Raw genomic sequence first — 11,939 nt, forward strand, 5'->3', positions numbered from 1 at the left:
CAACAACCAGCGCCGCCGCGTACGGTTGGCATGCACACATCACATGATCAACCCAGCGGCATAAGGCGAGGCATCCCCCTCAAAGTTGAAGAGCCCTCAAACCTGGGACTCCCCTCAGGTCGGCCGTTAGCGCCGTCGAGATCTATGAGCGAAAGCGTCTGGTACTCGAATCTCATGCGGTCCATCAGCTTGGCAACGAGTTTCGCCACGATAAAGTCCCTCCGTGTAGAGATCACTGCCGTACGGTATAGGCAGGCTCAGTAGTAGTTTGTGGTTAATTGAATAATGTCGGCACGCATAGCAGGGTTCAGTCGAATCGTCTTCCACGTCGTACGCTGGCCGTCGTAGCGTAGCTCGATGCCCAGCGCCTGAGCCCACGCCGTTAGACGGAGACGCTCTGCGTCCGGCAGCGAGGGGTCCAGCACGCCGCCGCTGTGGCCGTTAAGCATCGGTTCTCCATCCGTAACCAGACGTCGTCATGTTTTTAATCAATACAGCCCGAGCGGAGCGAGGCCCGTATCCGTGACGCGAGTGGCGCGCAGAAAGCGGTTGTTGTACCGGTATCAGTCAACGTCGACGTGGCCGGCAGGTACTTCGCCTCCGTCCGCGTCGTGTCTCCTGCCGTCGGCGAACCCGCCCCGGGCGCAGAAGGAGGGGGGCAGAGGTCGTGAGCTGATCGGTGTCGGTGGGACGCCCTGATCGAGGGGCTGTGACGAGGGCGGTCTGTGCGGTCGAGAGCGCTCTCATCCCCGGGTCGGCTCTGCGTCCGTTGCCGGGCCCGAGGAGGGTGGGGGAGGCGTGTCGGGCGTGTTGTCGCAGGCCGTATTCCTCTGTACGTGAGGTGCCTGTGAGGGTGCCGGGGTGAGAGAGCGCTCTTGCGTGGTCTTGACGCCTGGGACTCACAGGGTCAAGATCGGCGCAGTGCGCGGGCTTGGGGGGCCGCTCACGATTCTCTGGCGTGCCTGAAGAACGGATCCTCCATGACACGACATCTCACCCGATCGGGTGCCCGGCGCGGAGCCGTGGCTCTGCTGTCCCTCGCCCTGCTCGCCGTGGGCACGACAGGGCTGCCCCAGGCGGCCTCGGCGGGTACGACCGTCACAGCGGCTCGTCCCACCGGCACAGAGGCCGGCACGGCCGGCGCGACGGCGAGTACGGCCGGTGGTGGGACGGGCGCACGGCAGCCCGTCGTCGGGCCGCCGGCGACCGAGCACGGCTGTGCTCGTATCGAGAGGAGCCTTCCCACGCTCGCCGACTGGCCGAAGGTCAGGAGCAGGGTCGAGCGGAGCGACTCGGACGAGAGGCGCATTTCGAAGATCCTCGCCGGGATGACGCTGGCCGAGAAGGTCGGGCAGATGACGCAGCCCGAGATCGTCGCGATCACCCCCGAGGAGGTCGGGCAGTACGGCATCGGGTCGGTGCTGAACGGCGGCGGCTCCTGGCCCGGCCGCGACAAGCACGCGTCGCAGAAGGCGTGGCTGGACCTCGCCGACGCGTACTGGAAGGCCTCCGTCGCCACCCGGACGAAGATCCCCGTGATCTGGGGCATCGACGCCGTCCACGGCAACAACGGCGTCTACGGCGCGACGATCTTCCCGCACAACATCGGCCTCGGCGCCGCGCACGACCCGTGCCTGATCCGCGACATCAGCGAGGCGACCGCCGCGCAGATCCGCGCCACCGGCCAGGACTGGACCTTCGGGCCCACGCTGGCCGTCGTCCGCGACGACCGCTGGGGCCGCACCTACGAGGGCTACTCCGAGGACCCGCGCATCACCCGCGCATACGGCTACGAGGCCGTGCGGGGCCTTCAGGGCGGGAACTCCCACGGCCTTTCCAGCAGGGGCGTCATCGCCACCGCCAAGCACTTCATCGGCGACGGCGGCACCGCGCGCGGCGTCGACCAGGGCGTGAACCCGTCGTCCGAGGCCGAGATGATCAACATCCACGGCCAGGGCTACTACGGGGCCCTCGCGGCCGGCGCGCAGACCGTGATGGCGTCGTTCAACAGCTGGACCAACGCCGACCTCGGCATCGCCGAGGGCAAGCTGCACGGCAGCAAGAAGGCCCTCACCGACATCCTGAAGCAGAAGATGGGCTTCGACGGCGTCGTCGTCACCGACTGGAACGGTATCGGCCAGGTCGAGGGCTGCACCAACGCGAGTTGCCCCCGCGCGATCAACGCGGGCGTCGACGTCGTGATGGTGCCGTACGACTGGAAGGCGTTCATCGCCAACACGATCGCCCAGGTCGAGTCCGGGCAGATCCCGGTCGCGCGCATCGACGACGCCGTGCGGCGCATCCTGCGGGTCAAGCTGCGCGCCGGGGTGTTCGAGGCGCCCAAGCCGTCCTTGCGCCCCTTCGCCCGCTCGGGTGACGCGCTTCAGGCCAGGAAGCTCGCCCGCGAGGCCGTCCGCGAGTCGCAGGTCCTGCTGAAGAACAACGGCCGGGTGCTGCCGCTCGCCCCGCGCTCGAAGGTGCTGGTCGTCGGCAAGAGCGCCGACAGCCTGCAGAACCAGACGGGCGGCTGGTCCCTCACCTGGCAGGGCACCGGCAACACCAACGCCGACTTCCCGAACGGCACGACCATCCTCGGCGGCCTGCGCGAGGTGCTCGGCGCGCAGAACGTCACCTTCAGCGAGACCGCCGACGGCGTCGACCCCTCGGCCTACGACGCGGTGATCGCGGTCATCGGCGAGACGCCGTACGCCGAGGGTGTGGGCGACCTCGGGCGGCGCAGCCTGGAGGCGGCCAAGATGTACCCCGGCGACCTCGCCGTCCTGGACAAGGTGTACGGAAAGGGCGCGCCGGTCGTCACGGTGTACGTCAGCGGCCGCCCGCTGTGGGTGAACAAGGAGATCAACCGCTCGGACGCGTTCGTCGCGGCCTGGCTGCCGGGCACCGAGGGCGGCGGCGTCGCCGACCAGCTCGTGCGCGCCTCGCGCCACTACGAGGGCTACACCGGCAAGCTGTCCTACAGCTGGCCGAAGGGTGTCTGCCAGACCCCGCTCAACGCGGGCGACGAGGGCTACGACCCGCTGTTCCCGCTGGGCTACGGCCTGCGCTCCGGCCAGAACTCCGCGATCGGGCACCTGGACGAGACCCTCCCCGAGACCGGCTGCGGCTCCAACGGAGGCGGCGGCACCGCGACCGACCCGCTGGAGATCTTCAACCGGACCGACATCGCGCCGTACAAGAGCTTCATCGGCTCGCCCGAGAACTGGGGCGGCACCGAGATCGGCGTGGACGGGACGGCCGCGCACGCGGAGATCAACGTCGTCCCCACGGACGTCAACGTGCAGCAGGACGGGCTCAAGGCGACCTGGACCGGCACCGGGCCCGGCCAGATCTACATGCAGGACCCGGCCGGCGGCAGCGACCTGCGCGGCTACCTCAACGCCGACGGCGCCCTGGTCTTCGACACGATCGTGCACCAGGCTCCGGCGGCGAGGACGGTGGTGAGCGTCCACTGCGTGTACCCGTGCGCCTCGGAGGTCGTGGCCACCTCGCTGTTCCGGGACCTTCCCACCGGCACCAAGGCGACCGTCAAGATCCCGCTGGCGTGCTTCGCGGCCGCGGGCCTCGACTTCGAGAACACCAACACGCCGTTCCTCGTCTACACCGACGGCGCGTTCTCGGCGTCGTTCGCCAACGTCCACTGGGAGCCCAAGGCGGGCAAGGACCCCGACGCGCGCAACTGCGCCGACCTGCACGACTGACCTGACCCATGACCTGACCGCGTGAACACGAGAAGGGTGCCGCCGGAGAGTCTCCGGTGGCACCCTTTCCCGTCTCGTAACGCCTGCCGTCCGGCCCGCGGGAGCGCGTCCCGCGGGCGGGGCTAGTTGCGGACGATCGTGAAGGTGGACGTGGTGTTCTTGATGTCCTGCGCGTTGTTGCCGAGCCGCAGGTTGTTGAACGTCGCCGTGCCGACCGCCGGGCCCTGGCCGGGCTCGGGCAGTTCGTTCACCCAGATGCCGAAGCCGGACTTGGCGTCGAAGGCGTCACCGCTCTTCTGAGCGCCCGAGATCGAGACGTTCGTGAAGATGGTGTCCTTGACCGGGAACTGCGGCTGCCCGCCGACGTAGTTCGTCTGGAACATGATGCCGCTGTAGGTCGGGTCGACGATGTCGACGTCGTTGACGCGGATGCCCTGGAACACCTTCGAGGCGGAGAAGATCCAGATCGCGGGGAAGGTCTGCTGGCCCCAGAAGTGGCCGCCGGCCCGGACGATCGAGATGTTCTCGAACCTGGTCGGCGGGTCGGCGCCGAAGCCGTTCATCGGATAGCCGAAGTCCAGCGAGCTGATCGTGATGCCGGAGTAGGTCAGCGTGTCCGCGATGTAGATGTTCCGGAACGTGTTGGCGTACCCGCCGTAGACCGCGACACCGGCCGCGCGCCACGGGAGGATGGCCGTCAGGTTCTCGTAGACGTTGTTCTTCTCGTCGGCCCCGCCCGCGTCGATCGCCGAGAACAGCGCGAAGCTGTCGTCGCCGGTCGTCCGCGCCTCGATGTTGCTCACGAGGTTGTCCGTGCTGCCGTTCGTCATGTTGATGCCGTCGGCGAACGTGTTGCGGATGCGGGAGTTCTTGATCGTCATGTTGTCGGTGTTCGCGCCCCAGTACATGCAGACCTGGTGCTCGACCCAGACGTTGTCGATGACCATGTTGGCGACGTTCGAGAAGTCGAACACCTTGCCCGGGCCGTCGATGCGGGTCACGTAGTTGCCGAAGTAGGCGAAGCCCGTGAACACCGAGCCGTTGGCCGAGGACTCGGCGCGGAAGCCGATGTCGGAGTTCTCCGAGGAGGTCGGAGCGTAAAAGCGCGTGTACCAGGGACCGGCGCCGACGACCCTGACCGCCTTGCCGTAGACCTGGAACTTCTGGGAGGTCTGGTAGTCACCGGCGGGCAGGTAGACGCCGATCAGGCTGCCGGTGTTGTCCATGCGCACCCGGTCCAGCGCGTTCTGCACGTCCTGGTGGCTGAAGCCCGCCGGGACGGCGTACTTGGCCGGGTCGGGGTTGACGATCGGCGAGACCTGCTCCAGGTTGATGAAGTCGATCGCGTACGTCGTCGAGTTGGCCGGGTCCTTCTGCAGGCGGATCTTGCTGCCTGCCGGAACGGTGGTCCCGAGCAGCACGTTGGCCTCGTCGTAGATGTGGCGCGGGCCCGCTCCGGGCGAGTTGCCGGGGGCGGTCTCGTTGCCGTACAGCCACGAGTACTTCGAGGTCAGGTTGATCGGCTTGAGGAACTGGCCGTTGACGTAGATGTTCAGCGTCGAGTTGATGCCGCCGCCGCCCGGAGCGTCCGGGATCGAGAACCGGGCGACCAGCGTGTTGGTGCTGGCCTTGGTGGTCCACTCGACGTAGGCGCCGTTGGTGTTCAGCGTGACGGCCTTGCGGCCGGACGCCTCACCGGCGATGGTGCCGATGTCGCGGCTCGGGCCGACCACGGCCGCGCCGCCGCCCACGGTGCCGTCCTCGGCCTCGTAGTAGTCGTACGGCATGTTGGCGCCGCGCCCGACGAAGAACGGCTGGTCGGAGGTGTTGTTGGTGCGCTTGACCGGCAGCTCGTTGGCGTCGTCGGCCAGCACCGTGCGGACGGTGTACTTGCCGTTGGCCGCGGTCCACGTCCCGAGGTTGACCGGGCCGACGGTCGCGTCGACGGCGACGACCCCGGTGTAGGTGCCGGTGAGGGTCCTGACCACGGTGCCCGCGTCGTTCAGGACGGTGACCGTGATGCCGTGGCCGCCGCCCGCGGAGGCCACGGTGCCCTGGTTCTTGATGGTCGTCGAGAACGTCACGGTGTTGCCCGCGGCCGGGTTGCCCGGTGACCAGGTGGTCGCGGCGACCAGGTCGGAGCTGTCCACCGGCCGGACGGTGAGCGCCGTCGGGCTGGTGAAGCTGTTGTTCGACTCGTTCTGCTCGATGACGGAGTTGGCCTCGTCGACCTTGGCCGTGAGCTGGTAGGTGCCCGCGTCACGGGGGCCGATGTTGGCGCTGACCGTCGCGGTCGCCCCGGCGGCGAGCCCGGCGACGTTCGCCGTCCCGACCTTGGTGGTGCCGAGGTAGAAGTTGACGTTCGTCGCGCCGGAGGCCGCGTTGCCGCCGTTCCTGACCGTCGAGGTCAGCGTGATGGCGTCGGTCTCGACCGGGGACGCCGGGCTGGCGCTCAGGGCCGTCACGGTGAGGTCGGGGTTCGGTGCGGGGGTGCCGATGACCTGGAATTCGGCGGCCTGTCCGGCGGGGGCGCCGGAGTTGCCGGTGTACTTGAGCTGGACGTCGGCGACGCGGCCGGTGACCGGGATGGTCACGGTGTTGCCGGTGGCGGGGCTGAAGCTGTACTGGGTGGCGTTGGTGAGGCCGGTGAACGCGGTGGCGCTCTGCTCACGGCCCAGGACCTGGATGGTCTGGGTGCGCGGGCCCCAGATGCTGTCGGGGTTGAGCTTGACGACGACCTGGTTGATGTCGGCGTTGGCGCCGAGCTGGACGGTGAGGGTGTTGGGGTAGCCGGCGGCGCCTTCCCAGTAGGTGGCGAGGTTGTTGTCGTTGGCGTTGGCGGGCACGAAGGTGAACACCGAGCCGTTGGCGGTGATGGGCTTGCCGATGGCGAGGTTGGTGCCGCCGCTGCCTGAGCCGGTGCGGGTGACGGTGTTGCTGGGGTCGGACTCGTTGCCGGCCGCGTCCTTGGCCGTGACGTGGTACGACACGGTGGCGGTGTCGGACTGGTCGTCGGTGTAGGTGAGCACGTTGCCCGCGACGCTGCCGCGCAGTGCACTGTTGGCGTAGATGTTGTACCCGGTGACGCCGACGTTGTCGGTGGAGGCGTTCCAGGTCAGCCGGATCTGGCCGGAACTCGGCTGCGTGTAGGCCAGGTTGCCCGGGGCGGTGGGTTTTTGGGTGTCGCCGCCGCTTGCGGGGCCGTAGACCTCGAACTCGGAGATCTGTCCGGCGGGCCAGCCGGTGTTGGCGGTGATGTTCAGGCGGATGTACCGGGCGGTGGTGGCCGTGAAGTTGATCGTCACGGTGTTGCCGGTGGCCGGGTTGAAGGTGTAGCCCGCGGAGCCGACCGTGGTGGTGGTGGGGGGGTTGGCGGTGCCGGTCAGTACCGACAGGGTCTGGGTGCGGGTCTGCCAGGCGGCGATGTTGGGGAGTTTGAGGATGACCTGGTTGACGCTGACGGCGGAGCCGAGGTCGACCTGGACCCACTGGGGGAAGGCGTTGTTGACGCTCTCCCAGTAGGTCGCGGCGTTGCCGTCGGTGACGTTGCCGGCTCCGTAGACGTCGGCGTGGCCGCTTTCGGTGGCAGGCTTGCCGGCGGCGAGGTTGGGGCCGGCCGCCGTGGCGGGCAGGCCCGGCCCGAACAACACGAGTAGGCCGGACGCGAGCATGGCCGCGACCAGCCGTAACACCGGATGCTTTTTACTCATTACGGTCTCTATCTCTCGTCAGGGACGAAAAGGGGCGGCGGGTGGTCCGGCCGCGGGGGGTGCTGATCTCAACGCAGAGGACGGAAAGCGCTGGGAGAGAGGCCGCGCGAAGGCGGCGATCGTCCGCGCAATGCCGTAGCCGACATCACCGGGGGCCTCCATGGGGGGATGGGGGCGGGGCGGGTGCACGGACGCGGTGCGCTCCAGCCAGAAGTTGCGGAGAATAGAGAGAGAAATAACAGTGCTTTGCACGATTCTTGCAGGGCGTTGGCCAAAGGTTACATACGTGCTACGGCCGCGTCAACGGGTGGAAAAGTCACGTTTCGCCCAGCATTCGCGTGTCCTGCGGGGAGTCGAGCGCCGTCACCGGGAGATGTCCCCGTGGAGGGCTGTCAGGAAAATCGGTTGGACCAGGCGCGGGGTGATGGGCGTCCGAAAGTGCCTCACTAGAGGGCTAACCCACATTCTAGGTAGAAATAGTGGGTTTTTCGGATACCATGCAGACATGGCCGCCCTCTTGGACCTTGTACAGTTGCGCACATTCGTGACCATCGCCGACAGTGGGGGCTTCGGACGGGCCGCCGCCGTCCTGCGGACGAGCCAGCCCACCGTCAGCCAGCACGTCCGCGCCCTCGAGCGCGTCGTCGGCCGTCCGCTCGTCGAGCGCACCGGCCGGCTCACCCGGTTCACCGCCGCCGGGGAGACCCTGCTCGCCGAGGCGCGCCGGCTGCTCGCCGCGCACGACGAGGCGATGGGCCGCCTCGGCGTCGAGCGGCCCGCCACGCTCACCGTCGGCGCCACCGGTGACGCCGCCGACCACGTGCTCCCCGACCTCCTCACCGAACTGCGCGGCGCATTCCCCCGCCACGACATGGTCTTCCGCCTGGACCGCACGACCGAGCTCGCCGAGGCGACCACGCGCGGCACCCTGGACATGGCGCTGATCCTCGGCGCCACCACCGTGCCCGGGGTGGAGGTCGGCGCGCTCCCGCTGCGCTGGTTCGCCGCCCCCGGGTGGTCCCCGCCGATCGCGGGGCGGCGGTTCCCCCTGGTGGCCTTCCAGGAGCCGTGCGGGTTGCGGCAGCAGGCCCTGAGGGCACTGGAGGGCGAGGGGCTGGTCGTCACCGTCCCCGCCGAGGCCACCAACCTGGACGGCGTCCTCGCGGGCGTGCGCGCCGGGCTCGGCGTCGCGCTGCTGCCCTCGTCCGGCACGGCCCCGCCCGGCCTCGAAGAGGTGACGTGCCTGCCGCCGCAGGGGCCGGTGGCCGTGCGCCTCGCCCGCCGCCGGGGGCTCGACCCGAGGATCGAGGAGACGGCCGCCGCCGTCCTGCGCAAGTTCTTCGGCTCGCTCGTCCCCGAGCACGCCGCGCTCGCCTGACCGCCCCGGGCCCATTCCCCGTGACCCCGGCCCCGGCGTGCCCGATGGCATCACAAATTTAAATCGCAATACATCAGGAAATCGAATTACCGGCCGATCTCCGGAAGAAATAACGGCGAATCCGGGTAATGCACGGAAAGCGCCGTTGACTGGCGTCCTTCATTATGGTGTGATCCGTTCATGGCCTTTGAATATCGCCGCACAGGGCCCCCTGCCGTGTCGACGTGAACCGGCGCGAGCCCACGTGACCACGGGCGGCCCGCCCGTCCCAGGGGGGACCGGGCGGTAATTCGGGGGAATTCAAGGCAACAGCGGTTCCGGTGTCTCGTCATGCCGTGCCCGCGTCATGTCCCATCGCGACCCGGCGTTCCCACGGCGCCGTGCCGCCGCGCGGCGATCACGTCTTTTCGCCCGCCTGCCCCACCGCGACAGAAACGGCCGTTCCATGTCATCGACGGAAACCCCGGAATCCCGCACCGAAGAAAATCCCCCCAGAAGCCGCGGACGGCTGCGCTCGCGCCGCCCCGCGGTCCTCGTCGTCGTCCTCGCGGTAGTCGTCGTGGCCGCCGTCGCCGTCATCGCCCTGCGCGGCGGCGCGGACCCGGAGACGAAGGGGACGGCGGGGGCGCCCGCCGCCGGTCCGGTCTCCGGCGGCACGCTGCGCTACGCCATCGCGGGCACCCAGGTCTCGCTCGACCCCGCCGTGGCGGCCACCGCCGTCACCGGGCTGATCGACCGCAACATCTTCGACTCGCTGGTCTTCCAGACCGGCCCCGGCGCGTTCGCCCCCTGGCTCGCCGAGCGGTGGACGGTCTCGGCCGACGGCACGACGTACACCTTCACCCTGCGCGAGGGCGTCAGGTTCCACGACGGCACCCCGCTCGACGCGGCGGCCGTCAAGGCGTCGCTGGACCACGTCGTGGACCCCAAGACCAAGTCGGCGTACGCCGCGTCGCTGATCGCCCCCTACAAGGAGGCGCGGGCGGTGAGCGACCTGGTCGTCGAGGTCACGCTGTCGCGGCCGTTCACCCCGTTCCTGCAGGCGCTGTCGGTCCCGTACCTGGGCATCCAGAGCCCGGCCGCGCTCGCCAAGCCGGTCGAGCAGTACCAGCCGGTCGGCACCGGGCCGTTCTCGTTCGTCTCCTGGGAGAAGGACAAGCGCGTCACCCTCAAGAAGTACGCCGGGTACTCCTCCGCGCGGGAAGGGGCCTCCCACGCGGGCGCCGCCTACCTCGACGGGCTGGCGTTCGAGTTCGTCTCCGAGGACGCCACCCGCTACGGCGCGCTGACCAGCGGCCAGGTGCAGGGCATCGCCGGCGTGCCGCCCGTGGACGCGCGCACGCTGAAGTCGCTGCCCGGCTTCGGGCTCACGGTGACCGAGACGCCCGGCCTCAACTACAACCTCTACCTCAACCAGACCCGCGGCCCGCTGAAGGACGTGCGGGTCCGCCGCGCGCTGTCGGCGTCCGTCAACGTCGAGGAGCTCGTCAAGAACATCTACTTCGGCTACTACAAGGCCGTGCGCAACCCGCTCAGCGCGGCCACCGCCGGGTACGACGCCTCCGCCGAGCAGGCCCTCGCGTCCTACGACCCCGCCGAGGCCGGACGGCTGCTGGAGGAGGCCGGGTGGAAGCCCGGCCCCGACGGCTACCGCGTCAAGGACGGCAAGGTGCTCGCGCTGACCTGGCCATACTGGGCCGAGGGCAACAAGGAGCAGCGCGACGTCCTCGCCGAGGGCATCCAGGCGCAGGCCAAGCTGGCGGGCATCAAGATCGAGCGCCCGACGGTCGACACCGGCGCGTTCGTCAGCAAATACCTCATCGGCGGCGACTACGACCTGGTCGACGTGAGCTTCGCCCGGCCGACGCCCGACGTCCTGCGTTTCGCCTTCGCCTCCGGCAACACCTACGAGAAGGCCGGCGGCAACGTCGCGCTGGTGAACTCGCCGGAGATCGACACGTGGGTGGAGGAGGCCGCCGAGACCTCCGACCCCGCGACCGCCGCCCGCGACTACGCCGCGGTCCAGCGCGAGGTGCTCGACAAGGCGTACGTGCTGCCGCTCTACACCCCCGTCGCGCTCACCGGCCTGTCCGGGAAGGTCCAGGGCGTCGCCTTCGACGCGCAGACCTACCCCGAGTTCCACGGCGCCTGGCTGAAGGCCTGACCGCCGATGCCGCCTCTGGCCCGCTGGCTGCTGCGCAGGCCGGCCCAGATCGTCCTCGTCCTGTGGGGCGCGGCGACGCTGGCCTTCCTCGGGATGCGGCTCGTGCCCGGCGACCCCGCCCGCGCCATCGCGGGCGGGGTCCAGGCCAGCGCGACGCCGGCCGTGCTGGACGCGATCCGCGCCCAGTACGGCCTGGACCGACCGCTGCCCGTCCAGTACGCGATCTTCCTCGGGCGGCTGCTGCGCGGCGACCTCGGCCGGTCGTACCAGCTCAACCAGGGCGTCGGCGGCGTGATCACCGAGCAGCTGGGGGCCACCGTCGCGCTCGCGCTCGGGGCCATGGCCCTCGGCCTCACGCTCGCGACCGCCCTCGCCCTGCTCACCGCCGGGCGGCCCAGCACCCGCGCGCTCGCCCGCGCCTTCGAGTTCTGCTCGATCTCCACGCCCGGTTTCTGGATCGGCACCCTGCTCCTCGCCGCCTTCTCCTTCCACCTGCACTGGTTCCCCGTCCTCGGCGAGGACGGCGTCGCCGGGCTCGTCCTGCCCTGGCTCACCCTGGGCCTGTCCATCGCGGGGGTGCTGTCCCAGGTCACCCGCGAGGGCGTCGAGCGCGCGCTGGAGCAGCCGTTCACCCTCACCGCCCGCTCCCGGGGCGCCACCGAGAACCGCGTCCGCCTGCGCCACGCCCTGCGGCACGCGGCGCTGCCGGTGCTGACCCTGTCCGGATGGGCGCTCGGCGAGCTGCTCGGCGGGGTCGTCGTCGTGGAGACGGTCTTCGCCCGCCAGGGCATCGGCCAGGTCGTCGTGTCCGCCGTGCAGGGACGTGACCTTCCCGTGGTCACGGGCGTGGTCGTCCTCGCCGCCGCGACGTTCGCCCTCATCAATACCGGGATCGACCTGCTGTACCGGGTCGTGGACCCGCGGATGCGGCAGGTGGCCCTGTGACCTCCCCCTCGGCATGCCTCCGC

General features: G+C 69.6%; 6 protein-coding genes. 4 read left to right on the forward strand and 2 right to left on the reverse strand.

Going from position 1 to position 11,939, the window contains the following annotated elements; translation table 11 throughout:
* Window positions 1–257: 257 nt before the first annotated feature.
* On the reverse strand, window positions 258–449 hold the full coding sequence (locus AB0H21_RS33720; RefSeq protein ID WP_358524986.1) for a hypothetical protein: 192 nt from the start codon (window positions 447–449) through the stop codon (window positions 258–260).
* A 531-nt stretch (window positions 450–980) separates the two neighbouring features.
* On the opposite strand from AB0H21_RS33720, the gene AB0H21_RS33725 reads away from it, so the two are divergent.
* Entirely contained in the window at window positions 981–3,719 is a 2,739-nt protein-coding gene (locus AB0H21_RS33725) for an exo 1,3/1,4-beta-D-glucan glucohydrolase (RefSeq protein WP_358524988.1), read from the forward strand.
* Window positions 3,720–3,841: 122 nt separating this feature from the next.
* Here the strand turns inward: AB0H21_RS33725 and AB0H21_RS33730 are convergent, their stop codons facing one another.
* Window positions 3,842–7,429, reverse strand: coding sequence for a CARDB domain-containing protein (locus AB0H21_RS33730; protein ID WP_358524991.1), 3,588 nt, complete (start codon window positions 7,427–7,429; stop codon window positions 3,842–3,844).
* A 505-nt stretch (window positions 7,430–7,934) separates the two neighbouring features.
* Between AB0H21_RS33730 and AB0H21_RS33735 the strand changes: the two genes are divergently transcribed.
* The 3 genes from AB0H21_RS33735 to AB0H21_RS33745 all read left to right on the forward strand — a co-directional run bounded on the left by AB0H21_RS33735 (window position 7,935) and on the right by AB0H21_RS33745 (window position 11,916).
* Window positions 7,935–8,807, forward strand: coding sequence for a LysR substrate-binding domain-containing protein (locus AB0H21_RS33735; RefSeq protein ID WP_358524994.1), 873 nt, complete (start codon window positions 7,935–7,937; stop codon window positions 8,805–8,807).
* A gap of 445 nt (window positions 8,808–9,252) precedes the next feature.
* Window positions 9,253–10,971: an ABC transporter substrate-binding protein gene (locus AB0H21_RS33740; RefSeq protein WP_358524997.1), complete on the forward strand. Its 1,719-nt coding sequence runs from the start codon at window positions 9,253–9,255 to the stop codon at window positions 10,969–10,971.
* A gap of 6 nt (window positions 10,972–10,977) precedes the next feature.
* Window positions 10,978–11,916 (forward strand): ABC transporter permease, encoded by a 939-nt coding sequence (locus AB0H21_RS33745; protein WP_358524998.1) that lies wholly within the window; start codon window positions 10,978–10,980, stop codon window positions 11,914–11,916.
* The last annotated feature ends 23 nt before the right edge of the window (window positions 11,917–11,939 follow it).

It is taken from the genome of Sphaerisporangium sp. NPDC051011, assembly GCF_040653595.1.
In the GTDB taxonomy this organism is placed as follows: domain Bacteria; phylum Actinomycetota; class Actinomycetes; order Streptosporangiales; family Streptosporangiaceae; genus Sphaerisporangium.

What these genes read in the sequence shown, in the direction of transcription:
- AB0H21_RS33735 (WP_358524994.1), top strand. Translation starts at nt 7,935, where the DNA reads ATGGCCGCCCTCTTGGACCTTGTACAGTTGCGCACATTCGTGACCATC.
- AB0H21_RS33740 (WP_358524997.1), top strand. Translation starts at nt 9,253, where the DNA reads ATGTCATCGACGGAAACCCCGGAATCCCGCACCGAAGAAAATCCCCCC.
- AB0H21_RS33725 (WP_358524988.1), top strand. Translation starts at nt 981, where the DNA reads ATGACACGACATCTCACCCGATCGGGTGCCCGGCGCGGAGCCGTGGCT.
- AB0H21_RS33720 (WP_358524986.1), bottom strand. Translation starts at nt 449, where the DNA reads ATGCTTAACGGCCACAGCGGCGGCGTGCTGGACCCCTCGCTGCCGGAC.
- AB0H21_RS33730 (WP_358524991.1), bottom strand. Translation starts at nt 7,429, where the DNA reads ATGAGTAAAAAGCATCCGGTGTTACGGCTGGTCGCGGCCATGCTCGCG.
- AB0H21_RS33745 (WP_358524998.1), top strand. Translation starts at nt 10,978, where the DNA reads ATGCCGCCTCTGGCCCGCTGGCTGCTGCGCAGGCCGGCCCAGATCGTC.